Raw genomic sequence first — 14,854 nt, forward strand, 5'->3', positions numbered from 1 at the left:
CTTTATGCGTTGCGGTTCAGCCAGACCATATATTCAGCGACGCCCTGCGCCACCGTTTTAAAGGGCTTGTCGTAACCGGCAGCACGCAATTTAGTGAGATCGGCCTGGGTATAAGCCTGATAGCGTCCTTTGAGTTTTTCCGGGAACGGGATGTACTCGATCTGACCTTTTTGATGGAATTTCAGAACCGCATCAGCCACTTCCTGGAAGGATTCGGCGCGGCCTGTACCACAGTTATAGATTCCGGAGACGCCATTTTCCCAGCACCACAGATTCACTTCTGCCACATCATCAACGTGGATGAAATCACGTTTAAAGCCATCGCTGCCTTCAAACAGTTTTGGATTTTCATCGTTGCTGATCTGCGTGTTCAGATGGAAGGCAACGCTGGCCATGCTGCCTTTGTGGCCTTCGCGCGGGCCGTAGACGTTGAAATAGCGGAAGCCGCACACCGGCGAGTTCGCTTCCGGCAGCATCTGACGGACGTAGTGGTCGAACAGCATCTTGGAGTAGCCATAGACATTCAGCGGCTGCTCATACTGGCGCTCTTCAATGAAATTCTCGTTGCGTCCGCCGTAGGTCGCAGCAGAAGAGGCGTAGAGGAACGGGATCTCGCGCTCAAGACAGAAGTGAAGCAACTCTTTGGAGTACTGATAGTTGTTTTCCATCATGTACTTGCCATCCCACTCAGTGGTGGAGGAGCAGGCGCCCTGATGGAAGACCGCTTCGATCGGGCCTAAATCATCGCCCGCGATCACGCTCATCAGGAACTCTTCTTTGTCCATGTAATCGACAATATCCAGGTCGACTAAATTGGCAAACTTGGTGCCATCCTTCAGATTATCCACCACCAGAATGTCGGTGTGACCGCGATCGTTCAGCGCTTTGACGATGTTGCTGCCAATCATTCCTGCGCCGCCAGTTACGATAATCATGTTGTTACCTTCAACGTTGTGGGGTGAAACAGGAGGTTTCACACACGAATACCTCACATCATAACATTTCATCAGGGTGCAGACAGCCAGATGACTCTGTAACGCGTTACGCGTACATCGTCGTGGCGTGAACTATGCTGCAAAAATGACATTCTGTTGGGCGATTTATCGTGAAGAAGCGGCCTGTTCAGTAAGATATGCCAGATTTTTGCCATCTGAGGAGAGCAATGATGCCTGCGCAATTTTATCAACAACTTCGTCAGCAACTTGATGATGCACGTCAGGAAGGACTGTTTAAACAGGAGCGGATCATCACCTCTGCTCAGCAGACGGAAATCGCGGTTGGCAGCGATCCGGCAGTGATTAACTTCTGCGCCAATAACTACTTAGGTTTAGCGAACCATCCGGCGCTGATTCAGGCGGCGAAAGAGGGAATGGATTCGCATGGTTTCGGCATGGCGTCGGTGCGCTTTATCTGCGGCACGCAGGACAGCCATAAGCAGCTGGAAAAGCGGCTGGCAGCGTTTCTCGGGATGGAGGATGCCATTCTCTACTCCTCCTGCTTCGACGCCAACGGCGGTCTGTTCGAAACCCTGCTTGGTGCGCAGGATGCGGTGATCTCGGATGCGCTGAATCATGCCTCCATTATCGACGGCGTCCGGCTGTGCAAAGCGCAGCGTTATCGCTATGCCAATAATGACATGGCAGAGCTGCGGATCTGTCTGCAGGAAGCACGCGATAAAGGTGCCCGTCATATCCTGATCGCCACCGATGGCGTCTTCTCAATGGATGGGGTGATTGCAAATCTGCCCGCCATCTGCGATCTGGCCGATGAATTCTCCGCGCTGGTGATGGTAGATGATTCCCATGCGGTGGGTTTTGTCGGGAACGCCGGACGCGGCACCCATGAATATTGCGACGTCATGGGCAGGGTCGACATCATTACCGGCACGCTCGGGAAAGCACTCGGCGGTGCGTCCGGTGGCTACACCGCAGCAAAGGCCGAAGTGGTGGAGTGGCTGCGTCAGCGTTCCCGTCCCTATCTGTTCTCTAACTCGCTGGCGCCGGCCATTGTGGCCGCCTCGCTGCGGGTGCTGGATCTGCTCAGTGAAGGTGACGGACTGCGTCAGCGTCTGTGGGACAACGCCCGTTACTTTCGCGAGCAGATGACGGCGGCAGGCTTTACGCTGGCGGGGGCCGATCACGCCATTATCCCGGTGATGCTGGGTGAAGCCAGTGTTGCCCAGGAGTTTGCCCGCCTGCTGCAACAGGAAGGCATCTACGTGACCGGTTTCTTCTATCCGGTGGTGCCAAAAGGTCAGGCACGCATCCGCACCCAGATCTCTGCGGCGCACACCCAGCAACAGCTGGAGCGTGCGGTGGCAGCCTTTACCCGCATCGGCAAACAACTGGGCGTCATCGCCTGAGGAGTCCGTCATGAAAGCACTCGCCAAACTGAAGAAGGAAGCGGGCATCTGGATGGTGACCGATGCCCCGGTTCCTGAGCCAGGGCATAACGATCTGCTGATTAAGATCCGTAAAACCGCCATCTGCGGCACCGATGTTCATATCTACAACTGGGATGACTGGTCGCGCAAAACCATTCCGGTGCCGATGATTGTCGGGCATGAGTATGTAGGTGAAGTGGTCGCGATTGGACAGGAAGTGAAAGGCTTTACGATTGGAGATCGGGTTTCGGGCGAGGGGCACATTACCTGTGGACACTGTCGCAACTGCCGCGCCGGACGCACTCATTTATGCCGTAACACGATGGGTGTGGGCGTTAACCGTCAGGGCTGCTTTGCGGAGTATCTTGTCATCCCCGCCTTTAATGCATTTAAAATTCCCGACAATATTTCCGATGAACTGGCGGCAATCTTTGATCCGTTCGGCAACGCAGTGCATACCGCTCTCTCGTTCGACCTGGTCGGCGAGGATGTCCTGATCTCGGGTGCAGGTCCAATCGGCATCATGGCCGCTGCAGTCTGTCGCCACGTCGGCGCACGCAATGTGGTGATCACGGACATCAATGAGTATCGCCTGGCACTGGCGCGGAAAATGGGCGTCACACGTGCGGTCAATGTGGCGAATGAAGATCTGCGGGACGTGATGCACTCGCTGGGGATGACGGAAGGATTTGATGTCGGACTGGAGATGTCGGGCGCGCCTCCTGCCTTCCGTTCACTGCTGGAGGTGATGAATCACGGTGGGCGGATCGCACTGCTGGGTATCCCGCCGGGTGAAATGGCGATCGACTGGAATCAGGTGATCTTCAAGGGGCTTTTTATCAAAGGCATTTATGGCCGTGAGATGTTTGAAACCTGGTACAAAATGGCGGCGCTGATTCAGTCCGGTCTCGATTTAACGCCGGTCATTACGCATCGCTACGGTATCGACGATTTCCAGCAGGGCTTTGATGAGATGCGTTCAGGACGCTCGGGGAAAGTGATACTAAGCTGGGATTAAAACAACGGCCGCTGGCACGGCGGCCGCAGGATTAGCTTTGCTTCTTCTCTTCGTCGGTCAGGTAGCGCACTTTGCGCGTGTAGTCCTGGCCTTTGAAGTTCAGCGGCTGCTGCGGGTCAGCAAGGTATTTTTGCCATTCCGACAGCGGAAAGCCGCCATGCGCGCCAACCACTTCCGGCGGGATGACTGCTGACTGACCACCGATTTTCTTGGAGACCGGCCAGTTAGCCCATTCGCCCAGATTGACGGTTTTAATATCCAGCATATCCAGCAACACCGCGAGCGGCAGCTGATCGGTCGGCGGCTGGCTGTCGTTCATTAAATTCCAGGTGTCATTAAACAGTGTCAGCCACAGTGGCGAAATACGCTGCCAGACTTCACGGGTGGCAGCCAGGTAAGCGCCATTCACGTGGTCCACCAGATAAGGCCGGATACTGTGCGGATAGTAGGCGGGAATCGCCTCTTGCGGCGCACCGTCCAGCTTGGCAATCATTTTCCCCTGACGGAAGCTGGAATAAAGATGGTCCGGCTTCATCATGATCTGCGGCATCTTAAGCAGATTGAGGTCGGAATCGATCATCAGAATACCGTCGCCTTCTGCCTGCAAGGGCGCCTGCAATTTGATCAAACGACTGCGATAGATCTGCTTATAGCGATAACTCTCTTCCCGGTGCGGCACATCCAGCGTCGCCACGCGGGTTTTAGCGGGCAGGTTACCAAAGGCGTGCGCTGGCTGATCGCTGACAATCACGACCTCTTTTGCCTCCGTCGCGAAACGTGCCGCAAAATCGGCACTTAGCAAAGCCTCTTCAATATAGTCCGCGCCGGTGCAGGGGATCACGACAGACGTGACCGGCACAGTGCCCTGAACCTCTTTTTGCGAATAAGGCAGGTTATGGCGCGCTCTGATATGGCGGTAACGGGGATTTAAAAAATTAAGCATGAGGTTTCTTTTTGGCGACGCTTTGCAGAATATTCTCGACGCCGCTGATATAGGTTTCAATGGCGTACTGTTCACGTACGCGTTTCGCTGCCGCATTGATCAGGCGTTGACGCAAATCCGCATCCTGCCATAGTGCGGTCAGGTGCTGGGTCAGTTGTACCACGTTGCCATAATCAAACAGCAGCCCGGTTTCGTCATGACTGATCAATTCGGCAGTGCCGACCACACGGGAGCCCACAACGGCGGTATTTACCAGCATCGCCTCCAGCACAACCCGGGGTAAGCCTTCACTGCGTGAGGCCAGAATAAACGCATCAAAAGCCGTGAGGTAATCGAGAGCATTGTTCTGAAAGCCCGTAAAAACCACGTGATGCTGGATGTTCTCTGCAGTCGCAAGTTGCAGCAGATGCTGAAGTTCCGGACCTGCGCCGACAATCACCATCCGCCAGTCTGCATCGGGATTGGCGCGTTTAAAACGGCCCAGCGCCTGCAGGATATGGTGATTAGATTTGCGCAATATCAGAGAGCCGATAGTGCCAAATACGAAGGTCGAAGGGGAGAGTTTGAAACGCTGGCGGACTTCAAGGCGGTCGGGCAGAGTCTGGTGAACGTCGATGGCATTACTGACGGTAAAACAGCGTTCCGCATCGATACCATGGCGACGCAGGGTGTTATTGACGCCCTGAGATACGGCAATCACAGCCTGGCAATCCTGATTCACCATGCTGACCAGCCGCGGTTCCAGAACCGGATCGATACGGCAGTGTTGAACCACCGCAACGTCAAGGCTGCGCGCGGCCAGATAACCTTCCACATTAGTACTGGGCTGGTTATTCATATAGAGCGTGTCGAAGTTACCCAACTGCAGCAGGGAATTAATTTTGCTGGCATTAGGCATAATTCGCCAGCGCGTATCAATCTCGTCGATAACACGCTTCTTAAGCTTTTTGTTGAAAAACAGCAGCGCCCGCACGGCTTCTTTAACAAGTTTTGCCCAGCGTGGCTGTTTGATTTGCGGAATAAAAAAGACCGGAATGGCCAGCGCATTCAGCGTGGCCTCAATCGTTTCGTCGTTACCACGGCTGTAGTTGTGGTAGAAGCAGCAGGTGATATCAAATTTTTGACGATCGATACGTTTCAGCAGCTCCAGCATACTGTTGGTGCCGCCGCCCCACTCTCTGCCGTTATCCAGCAGCAGGATTTTTTGTTTATTTATCGTCATCCCTATCACTGTTTCCGCACAGCCCGTTATTGTCCGACCCTGGATTATAGTAATTTCTGCGTATAAATGAACGCTAAGCCTGAGACTTAGCATTCATAGCAAATCAGAAGAGATTTTTTAGCGTGGTAAACAGTGGGCTGTGATTCACACTTTCAGCGATTACCGCTAAGGCTCGGGTCGCCGGAACCGGTGCCAGTGGCTGTTTCGCTTTACACAGGCCGGCAGGTTGGAAGCGTGGTGGCACCGGTTTTGCCGGAGCGGCAGGCGTCGGTGAGCCGCTTCGCAGTGATTCGTTCAGCAGCTGGCTGGGGCGAACCAGCGTAATGTCGGCTGGCAGCGTGGGTAACATCTGCTGCAGCACCCGAACGGTAGTCGGATGGGGATGGCCAATGGCAATCGCATAACCGTCGCGCTGCGCCAGCTTCACCGCCCGGCTGAACTGCTGGCGAATGGCGTTAATATCCTGGCTGTCATCAAGGAATACCCGGCGTTTTAACACCTTGACCTGGGTACCCTGCGCGGCAGGTATCGCCTGACTGTTAGCGATGGTCATGCTATCCAGGAAGTAGAGATTGTAGTGGTTCAGCGCCTGCATCACTTTCTGCATGCCGGGCAGGCTTGAGGTCATCCTGCTGCCCATATGGTTGTTCAGACCGACGGCATAAGGCACGTTGTTAACCGCATTACGCATGATGCGGGTAACCTCTTCACTGCTCATCTCCGGCGTTAAGGTATCTTTTTCCAGCGGCTGTTTGCTGAGCGGCGCCATCGGCAGATGGATCAGGACTTCATGACCACTCTGATGTGCTTTAGTCGCCATCTCATGCGCATGGGGTGCGTTGGGCAAGACCGCCACTGAAATGGCCTGCGGCATCTGCAGGACTTTGTTCTCTTCGGCAGGGCGATAGCCGACATCATCGATGACAATGGCCAGTTTGCCCGCCTGTGCAGCATAGCTGAACAGTAAGGCGCTCAACAGAACGGAGATTTTTCGACGTTGCAGCAAAACTTATTTTCCTAACCACGGGAGTGGATTGACGGCCTGTCCCTGACGTCGGATTTCAAAATAGAGCGACGGGGTACCGCGGCCACCACTGGTGCCCACCAGTGCGATAGGCTGTCCTGCCTTCACCTGCGTACCCACGCTCACCAGCGCACTTTGGTTGTAGCCATACAGGCTCATATCACCTTTGCCGTGCTCCAGCACCACCACCAGACCGTAGCCCTGCAACCAGTCGGCCATCAGCACACGACCATCGGCAATCGCTTTCACCTCGGTGCCTTCCCGCGCATCAATCACCAGTCCTTTCCAGCGCAGTTCACCCTGCAGCTGTTCACCAAAGCGATGTTCAATGCGTCCGCGCACCGGCCACAACGCCTGTCCGCCCGCGCGCCCCAGTCCACCCGTGCGGGCTACCAGTTCACGTTCGCTCTGAGTCGGCTGATAGCTGGAGCCTTTGGCTTTCGCCTGCGCCTGACGCTGACGCACTTTTTCCGCCTCGCGCGCTTCACGAGCTGCGCGCTCGCGCGCCTCACGTTCCGCCCGGGCGATCTTATCCTGCAGACGGCTTTCGTTCTGGCGCATCTCGACCAGATCGGCCTGATCTTTTTCCAGCGCGCTTTCCAGTGACGTCAGGGTCTTTTTACGCGCGTCGCTCGCCTGTTGTAGCTTCTGCTGCTGCCCCTGCTGCTGCGCTAATAACTCTTTCTGCTGCTGCTGCTTCTGCTCCAGCGAGGCGCGTTGCTGGTCTAAATCCTGTCGCGTTTTTTGCAGCGATTCGATACTTTTCTGGCGGGCAGCGTTCAGATAGCCGAAATAGGCCAGAATACGCTCACTGCGCTGGCTCTCTTCACCGCCCATCAGAAGCTGCACGCCGCTGTGCTGACCCTGACGAAATGCCGCATCAAGTTGCTCAGAAAGCAGGTTTTCCTGGCGGGTTTGCTGTTTTTCAAGCCGGGCGATGGAGGTGGCGAGTTGTTTCATCTCATCATTCAGGGCAGTGAGACTATTGCGGGTATCTCGCAGCTGACGACTTGCCTGAGCAATGATCTTTTCCTGGCTCTGCAACTGATCCAGCAGTTTGCTGCGCTGCAATTTCTGCGCTTTAACGCTTTTCTCTTTTGCAGCAATGTTTTGCTGAATGGATTGCAACTGAGATTTACTGTCTTCTGCACTGTGAACAACGGCAGGCAACAACAGTGCTCCCGCACAAAGCAGACTAAGGGAGAGGCTGGACAGGTGTGTGAACAACGGCAGGTTATCGCCGTTGGGACGGGTCCTTGTGTGCGAAACGGTTGTTTTTCCCTTCATAGGCCAATGATTATTCCACGATGAACCGCCGCTTACCAGTGCTGCCAGCGGGCATTTGCTTTTCCAGTTATGTCCACTTTCGCCATGACATGGATTAACCCTTACGCCATTTTTGCCTTTCAGCCACTTTTTTTGGAAAATGGAGCACAAATCGATACTCTGGCCGCATAGCATCTGTACATGCGAAGTGGCGCAGGTATACTCAGAACCCTTGTTTTAGCTTATTAGCCCGGTCTGGAGTCGTTACCCCTCATGCAAGAAATTATGCAGTTTGCAAGCAATCACCCCATCCTGAGTCTGGCATGGGTCGTTTTACTCGTTATGGTGATTGTGACTACCGTTAAAGGAATGTTCTCTAAGGTAAAAACGATCAGCCGCGGTGAAGCCACCCGCCTGATTAATAAAGAGGACGCGGTAGTAGTAGACGTGCGTTCGCGCGACGATTTCCGCAGGGGGCATATTTCAGGTGCGCTGAATGTGGCAGCCGCTGAGATTAAAAAAGGCAACCTCGACGAACTGGCAAAGCATAAAGCGCAGCCCATAATTGTGGTGTGTGCAACCGGACAAAGCGCAGGCGATTCTGCTGCACATCTAAGCGCGGCAGGCTTTGAGCAGGTTTCAGTGCTGAAAGAGGGTATCAGTGGCTGGAGCGGCGAAAATCTGCCGTTAGTTCGCGGTAAATAATCTTACAGAGGTGCTGATCATGGCAAATGTTGAAATGTATACCAAGGCCACCTGTCCTTACTGCCATCGTGCGAAGGCGCTGTTAACGCAAAAAGGTGTTTCGTTTCAGGAAATCCCCATTGATGGCGATATGGCGAAGCGCGAAGAGATGATCAAGCGTAGCGGTCGTACCACCGTGCCTCAGATTTTTATTGATGCGCAGCACATTGGCGGCTGCGATGACTTATTCGCACTCGATAATCGCGAAGGTTTAGATCCCTTACTGCAGGCGTAATTTTACGCCGGACAACCTCATATATAGGATTTGGTCACATGTCAGAACACAACACCAACGAAATGCAGTTCCAGATTCAGCGCGTATTCACTAAAGATATCTCCTTTGAAGCGCCAAATGCCCCGCAGGTTTTCCAGAAAGAGTGGGAACCGGACGTTAAGCTGGACCTGGATACTGCATCTTCTCAGCTGGCTGACGAAGTTTACGAAGTGGTACTTCGTGTGACTGTAACCGCAACTGTGGGCGAAGAGACCGCTTTCCTGTGTGAAGTTCAGCAGGCCGGTATTTTCACCATCAGCGGTATCGAAGGAACGCAGATGGCACATTGCCTGGGCGCATACTGCCCGAACATTCTGTTCCCATACGCACGCGAATGCATTACCAGCCTGGTATCCCGTGGTACCTTCCCGCAGCTGAACCTGGCACCGGTTAACTTTGATGCGCTGTTCATGAACTACCTGCAGCAGCAACAAGGTGAAGAAGGTGCTGAACCACATCAGGATGCCTGATGACAACTCACGCTTCGATTAGCGTCATCGGTGCCGGTTCCTACGGCACCGCTTTGGCGATTACGCTGGCCCGTAACGGCCACCCGGTGCTGTTGTGGGGACATAACCCGGCGCATCTGGCGCAACTTCAGACTGACCGCTGCAACACTGCTTTCCTGCCCGATGTCCCGTTCCCCGATAACCTCTCCCTTGAGCCTGATCTGACCAAAACCATTGCCGCCAGCCGCGATTTATTAATCGTGGTGCCGAGTCATGTGTTTGGCGATGTGCTGCAGCAGATTAAACCTCATCTGCGGCCAGACTCGCGTATTGTCTGGGCGACCAAAGGGCTGGAAAAAGAGACGGGCCGTCTGTTGCAGGACGTGGCACGTGAAATCGTAGGCGATGCCATTCCGCTGGCCGTGATCTCCGGGCCGACCTTTGCGAAAGAGCTGGCGGCAGGATTACCGACGGCCATCGCGCTGGCCGCCACGGATGCGCAGTTTGCTGACGACCTGCAGCAGAAGCTGCACTGCGGTAAAAGCTTCCGCGTTTATAACAATCCTGATTTCATCGGCGTACAGCTGGGCGGCGCGGTAAAAAACGTGATTGCTATCGGTGCTGGTATGTCCGACGGAATTGGTTTTGGCGCGAACGCGCGAACTGCACTGATCACCCGTGGTCTGGCTGAAATGAGCCGGCTGGGCGCAGCGCTGGGTGCCGATTCCACTACCTTTATGGGTATGGCGGGTCTGGGCGATCTGGTGCTGACCTGTACCGATAATCAGTCACGAAATCGTCGTTTTGGCATGATGCTGGGCCAGGGCGAAGATGTAGATAGCGCGCAACGCATTATCGGACAAGTTGTAGAAGGGTACAGAAACACCAAAGAAGTCAAAGCATTGGCTGCACGTTTTGGTGTGGAAATGCCGATCACCGAGCAGATTTATCAGGTGTTGTATTGCGAAAAACCGGCGAGAGATGCAGCATTGAGCCTGCTGGGACGAACAAGGAAGGACGAAAACAGCATCAGCTAACGCAGGACGCGTAGCATCATCACCTGCAGCGCCATTCAGGCGCTTTTTTTATCGGGAGAAAGCAGCAATGTCGTCTGATGAGTTAGAACTGGTCTGGAATAATATCAAAGCAGAAGCGCGCGCCCTGGCTGATTGTGAGCCGATGCTGGCCAGCTTCTTCCACGCGACATTGCTCAAGCATGAAAATCTCGGTAGTGCACTGAGTTACATGCTGGCCAACAAGCTGGCAAACCCGATTATGCCTGCTATCGCCATTCGTGAAATCGTTGAAGAAGCCTACCGTGAAGATCCGTCAATGATACTGTCAGCGGCTTACGATATTCAGGCGGTGCGTCAGCGCGACCCGGCGGTCGATAAATACTCCACGCCGCTGCTCTATCTCAAAGGGTTCCATGCGCTTCAGGCCTACCGTATTGGTCACTGGCTGTGGAATGAAGGCCGACGCGCGCTGGCGGTTTATCTGCAGAATGAAATTTCCGTCTCCTTTGCTGTCGATATTCATCCCGCTGCGAATATAGGCCACGGCATCATGCTCGACCATGCCACCGGCATTGTGATTGGTGAAACCGCGGTGGTTGAGAATGATGTCTCGATCCTGCAATCGGTGACGCTGGGCGGTACCGGCAAAACCAGCGGCGACCGCCATCCGAAAATCCGCGAAGGGGTGATGATTGGTGCCGGTGCGAAAGTGCTGGGCAACATTGAAGTCGGCCGGGGAGCAAAAATCGGCGCGGGTTCTGTGGTGTTACAGCCTGTGCCGCCACACACCACGGCAGCAGGCGTACCTGCGCGTATCGTCGGCAAGCCAGGCAGTGAAAAGCCGTCAATGGATATGGATCAGCACTTCAATGGCAGCCTGGCCGGTTTTCAGTTTGGCGACGGCATCTAGTCTTTAATCAGTGCGCCCGCGTAATCCAGCTGGCGCCACGCTTCATAGACCACCACCGACACGGCATTCGATAAATTCATGCTGCGGCTCTCCGCTCTCATCGGGATACGGATTTTCTGCTGCGCCGGTAATGCCGCCAGAATTTCCGCTGGCAGTCCACGGCTCTCAGGTCCAAACAGCAGATAATCGTCCGCCTGATACGTGACGGCACTGTGTGCGGGCGTTCCTTTGGTCGTCAGCGCAAACAGACGTTCAGGCGACTCCGCGGCAATAAACGCCTGATAGTCAGCATGGAATTTTATGGCCGTGAATTCGTGGTAATCCAGTCCGGCGCGACGTAAACGCTTGTCATCCCACGCGAAGCCGAGCGGCTGAATCAGATGAAGCTGGAAGCCCGTATTGGCGCACAGACGAATGATATTGCCGGTATTTGGCGGAATTTCTGGTTCAAACAAGACAATGTTAAGCATAAGGCCCCCGATGACAGGGGCCGAAGCATAGCAAATTATTGACGACCGGAGGAGTAGAGTGGCAACCAGAGGGTCAGACGCAGGCCGCCCAGTGGGCTGTCATCGGCTTTAACCCAGCCGCGATGCTGCTGCACTGCTGTTTCGACAATCGCCAGGCCAAGGCCGGTACCGCCTGACTCACGATCGCGTGCTTCATCAGTACGATAGAAGGGACGGAAAATCTGTTCGCGATCTTCCGGGCTCACGCCAGGACCGTCATCATCAACGTGTACCGTGATACCAGAAATATCGACGGAGAAGCTGACGCTGATATGCGTGTGTGAATAGCGCAGCGCATTGCGGACGATATTTTCCAGCGCACTCTCCAGCGCATGAGGGTTGCCATAGAGCGGCCACGGGCCAGGCGGGTAGGGGATATCCATCTTCTTGCCCATCTGTTCCGCTTCGAAACGGGCATCTTCCAGCACCCCATTCCACAGCTGATTCGCCTTCATCGCTTCGCTGACCAGTGCATTTTTATGCTGGGTGCGTGACAGCACGAGCAGGTCGTTGATCATGCCATCAAGACGCTGTGCTTCCATCTCAATCCGCTCCAGCTCTTTACCTTCGCCCTGACGCCGACGCAGCAGCGCGGTAGCCAGTTGCAGACGGGTAAGCGGGGTACGAAGCTCATGGCTGATATCCGATAGCAGACGTTGCTGACCGGTCATCATCCGCTCCAGCGCACTGACCATCTGGTTAAAGCTGGAACCCGCCGCCAGAAACTCCTGTGGGCCCGATTCCAGTTCCGGATGCTGACGCAGGTTTCCGCTTGCGACTTCATCGGCGGCATATTTCAGCTTACGCGCCGGACGCGCCAGGCTCCAGGCGAGCCACAGCAGCAGCGGTGAGCTGATGAGCATGGTGACAATAAGCAGCAGTAACGGACGGTCAAACAGCAGGTTGACGAAATCGAGCTGGGAGCTGTTGGCGGGACGGATCATGTAAAGCTGGTAGTTATCTTCGCCATCCCGGACGGCAAAAGGCCCTACCAGCTCAACACGACCATATTTCTTCTTCTGCGGATGATCGGCGTTATCAGACTGGCCGATAAAATTGCGGATAACCTGCATTTCGTTATGTTGCGCGCCAATCACCCGACCTTCACTGGTCACTAACAGCAGCCGCTGACCCGGCGGTGCCCACTTCTCCACGGCGCGAAACAGACGACGCCACCACATCAGATCGTTAGGGGGATCCTGTGACAGCTCAGCTTCGACGTGTTGCTCAATCATGATGCCCTGCCGCTGCTCACTCTCCAGCAGCGAGGTCATCTGTCGTGAATCGAGCTTGGGCACCATTAGCACCAGCATCAACACCAGCGCCAGCGTTAACCAGAAGATGGCGAAGATACGGGTGGTCAGACTTCCAATCATGATGCCGAAACCATCAGATAGCCGCGGCCACGTAAGGTTTTAAACCAGGGATGACCGTCACGGCGTTCAGGCAGCTTGCGACGCAGATTTGAGATGTGCATATCAATGGCGCGGTCAAAAGGCGTCAGGCGCTTGCCCAGCACTTCCTGACTCAGATGTTCACGCGATACAACCTGGCCCAGGTGCTGCGCCAGCAGATAGAGCAGGGTGAACTCCGTGCCGGTAAGATCCAGCGTGACATCATCAAAACTCGCTTCCTGACGGCCAGGATTGAGTCGCAGGCAGTCCACTTCCAGTGTGGGCGAGCTATTGTCGTGTTGCTGCTGCTGTTCACTCCAGTTGGAGCGCCGCAGAATAGCGCGGATACGCGCCACCAGTTCGCGATCGTTAAACGGCTTGGGCAGATAGTCATCTGCACCCAGTTCAAGGCCCAGTACGCGATCCAGCTCGCTGCCGCGCGCCGTTAGCATGATGACGGGGGTCTGATGTTGCTGTCGCAGTTCTTTCAGGGTGTCGATACCGTTTTTCTTCGGCATCATGACATCCAGTAAAAGCAAATCAATAGAGTTATCGAGCAGGTTCAGCGCTTGTTCACCATCGCTGGCTACCACCACTTCAAACCCTTCCATTTCTAACAGTTCTTTTAAAAGCGAAGTTAATTCGCGGTCATCATCTACCAACAGGATTTTATTCATTTTTGTAGCCCTCCGCAGGCAAAATACCGTGTTCCTGGCGCACCTATCTATCGCTTTACGTAGTTTTACACCCCCTGACGGATGTTTGCAGCTGTCGCCGTACACTGGCTCTCGTTGAATCGCAAAACGGAACGAACTGGAGTACACGATGCGCAAATTAACCGCCGTCGTCCTTGCCTCAGCGATGGCTCTGAGTCTCGCCAGCGCAGGTGCTAAAGATGCGACGACGATTGACGAGATGCATCATGGCGGATTGCCGACAGGCAGTATGACGCAAAATCCGCAAAGCCACATGTTCGATGGTATCGAGCTGACTGAAGAGCAGCGTCAGCAGATGCGGGACCTGATGCAACAGGCCCGACATGAGCGCCCGGTCGTTCATATTGACGATATCGCAGCACTACACGACTTAGTGACTGCAGACCAGTTTAACGAAGCGGCCATCCGCGCAAAGGCGGAAGTCATCGCCAGAGTTCAGGTTGAACAGCAGGTTGAGATGGCGCGCGTACAGAATCAAATGTTTCAACTGCTAACGCCGGACCAGCAGGCCACGTTGCAGAAGAATTACCAGCGGCGACTTAACGAGCTGCGACAGTTTTCGAATCTGCAGTCAGTGTCATCGCTGCAGGCAGTGAGTAGTACCAGCAGTAACCAGTAACATAGTATCCCTGTTTTCCTTGCCATAGACACATCCCTGTCTTCCCCCGCCATGATGGTGGGGGTTTTTTTTATCTTTTTTTCGCTTTTTTTAATTTGACTGGAATCATCACCGCGCAACAAAACCTCCATTTTATTAGCGCTTGTTTAACGTTTGTTTGTCAGGCCCGACGATTATTGACTATTCAGGCCATAACGTAAATTTAAGCGTACCGGTAAGCATCTTAAAGCCATTTAAATACTTTAAGCCACTGAAAATGATAGATTTATAACCTTGTGGTGTAAGCTTTTATCTTAACTATCAACGTGTTGGTTTTCCCGCGTTACGCTTGCCGGTTCAGGCGCACCCTCTACACTTAATCCTGTCA

General features: G+C 54.3%; 16 protein-coding genes. 8 read left to right on the forward strand and 8 right to left on the reverse strand.

Going from position 1 to position 14,854, the window contains the following annotated elements:
* Positions 1-2: 2 nt before the first annotated feature.
* Positions 3-935, reverse strand: coding sequence for an ADP-glyceromanno-heptose 6-epimerase (gene rfaD / locus IV493_RS18275; RefSeq protein ID WP_033734492.1), 933 nt, complete (start codon positions 933-935; stop codon positions 3-5).
* A gap of 230 nt (positions 936-1,165) precedes the next feature.
* On the opposite strand from rfaD, the gene IV493_RS18280 reads away from it, so the two are divergent.
* Positions 1,166-2,362, forward strand: coding sequence for a glycine C-acetyltransferase (locus IV493_RS18280; protein ID WP_195858203.1), 1,197 nt, complete (start codon positions 1,166-1,168; stop codon positions 2,360-2,362).
* Positions 2,363-2,372: 10 nt separating this feature from the next.
* Positions 2,373-3,401, forward strand: a complete 1,029-nt coding sequence (gene tdh / locus IV493_RS18285; protein WP_013359493.1) for an L-threonine 3-dehydrogenase — start codon at positions 2,373-2,375, stop codon at positions 3,399-3,401.
* 31 nt (positions 3,402-3,432) lie between these two features.
* On the opposite strand, the gene IV493_RS18290 is transcribed toward tdh, so the two are convergent.
* From IV493_RS18290 to envC, 4 genes are all read right to left on the reverse strand, one after another.
* Positions 3,433-4,344, reverse strand: coding sequence for a hypothetical protein (locus IV493_RS18290; protein ID WP_033784297.1), 912 nt, complete (start codon positions 4,342-4,344; stop codon positions 3,433-3,435).
* Positions 4,337-5,566 (reverse strand): glycosyltransferase, encoded by a 1,230-nt coding sequence (locus IV493_RS18295; RefSeq protein ID WP_013359491.1) that lies wholly within the window; start codon positions 5,564-5,566, stop codon positions 4,337-4,339. The genes IV493_RS18290 and IV493_RS18295 overlap by 8 nt, the downstream gene beginning before the upstream one ends.
* Before the next feature lie 103 nt (positions 5,567-5,669).
* On the reverse strand, positions 5,670-6,572 hold the full coding sequence (locus IV493_RS18300) for a divergent polysaccharide deacetylase family protein (protein WP_013359490.1): 903 nt from the start codon (positions 6,570-6,572) through the stop codon (positions 5,670-5,672).
* Positions 6,573-6,575: 3 nt separating this feature from the next.
* Positions 6,576-7,877: a murein hydrolase activator EnvC gene (gene envC, locus IV493_RS18305; RefSeq protein WP_033784296.1), complete on the reverse strand. Its 1,302-nt coding sequence runs from the start codon at positions 7,875-7,877 to the stop codon at positions 6,576-6,578.
* Between the two features lie 252 nt (positions 7,878-8,129).
* Here envC and IV493_RS18310 point away from each other — a divergent pair, with 252 nt between their 5' ends.
* The 5 genes from IV493_RS18310 (at position 8,130) to cysE (ending at position 11,249) form a co-directional block, all read left to right on the forward strand.
* Positions 8,130-8,561 (forward strand): rhodanese-like domain-containing protein, encoded by a 432-nt coding sequence (locus IV493_RS18310; protein WP_013359488.1) that lies wholly within the window; start codon positions 8,130-8,132, stop codon positions 8,559-8,561.
* 19 nt (positions 8,562-8,580) lie between these two features.
* Positions 8,581-8,835: a glutaredoxin 3 gene (grxC, locus tag IV493_RS18315; RefSeq protein WP_008926942.1), complete on the forward strand. Its 255-nt coding sequence runs from the start codon at positions 8,581-8,583 to the stop codon at positions 8,833-8,835.
* A 38-nt stretch (positions 8,836-8,873) separates the two neighbouring features.
* Complete coding sequence (gene secB, locus IV493_RS18320) at positions 8,874-9,344, forward strand: protein-export chaperone SecB (protein WP_010258229.1); 471 nt, start codon at positions 8,874-8,876, stop codon at positions 9,342-9,344.
* Complete coding sequence (gene gpsA, locus IV493_RS18325; RefSeq protein WP_195857561.1) at positions 9,344-10,360, forward strand: NAD(P)H-dependent glycerol-3-phosphate dehydrogenase; 1,017 nt, start codon at positions 9,344-9,346, stop codon at positions 10,358-10,360. The genes secB and gpsA overlap by 1 nt, the downstream gene beginning before the upstream one ends.
* Before the next feature lie 67 nt (positions 10,361-10,427).
* Positions 10,428-11,249, forward strand: a complete 822-nt coding sequence (cysE, locus tag IV493_RS18330) for a serine O-acetyltransferase (protein ID WP_013359486.1) — start codon at positions 10,428-10,430, stop codon at positions 11,247-11,249.
* Here cysE and trmL read toward each other — a convergent pair.
* From trmL to cpxR, 3 genes are read right to left on the reverse strand one after another with little or no spacing between them, the layout of a single operon-like run.
* Positions 11,246-11,719, reverse strand: coding sequence for a tRNA (uridine(34)/cytosine(34)/5-carboxymethylaminomethyluridine(34)-2'-O)-methyltransferase TrmL (trmL, locus tag IV493_RS18335; RefSeq protein ID WP_195857562.1), 474 nt, complete (start codon positions 11,717-11,719; stop codon positions 11,246-11,248). The genes cysE and trmL overlap by 4 nt on opposite strands.
* 35 nt (positions 11,720-11,754) lie before the next feature.
* Positions 11,755-13,134, reverse strand: a complete 1,380-nt coding sequence (gene cpxA, locus IV493_RS18340; protein ID WP_013359484.1) for an envelope stress sensor histidine kinase CpxA — start codon at positions 13,132-13,134, stop codon at positions 11,755-11,757.
* On the reverse strand, positions 13,131-13,829 hold the full coding sequence (cpxR, locus tag IV493_RS18345; protein ID WP_009088062.1) for an envelope stress response regulator transcription factor CpxR: 699 nt from the start codon (positions 13,827-13,829) through the stop codon (positions 13,131-13,133). Before cpxR ends, cpxA begins: the two co-directional genes overlap by 4 nt.
* Before the next feature lie 148 nt (positions 13,830-13,977).
* Between cpxR and cpxP the strand changes: the two genes are divergently transcribed.
* Positions 13,978-14,487: a cell-envelope stress modulator CpxP gene (cpxP, locus tag IV493_RS18350; RefSeq protein ID WP_013359483.1), complete on the forward strand. Its 510-nt coding sequence runs from the start codon at positions 13,978-13,980 to the stop codon at positions 14,485-14,487.
* Positions 14,488-14,854 lie beyond the last annotated feature (367 nt).

This window comes from Pantoea sp. SM3640 (genome assembly GCF_015654165.1).
GTDB lineage: Bacteria > Pseudomonadota > Gammaproteobacteria > Enterobacterales > Enterobacteriaceae > Pantoea > Pantoea vagans.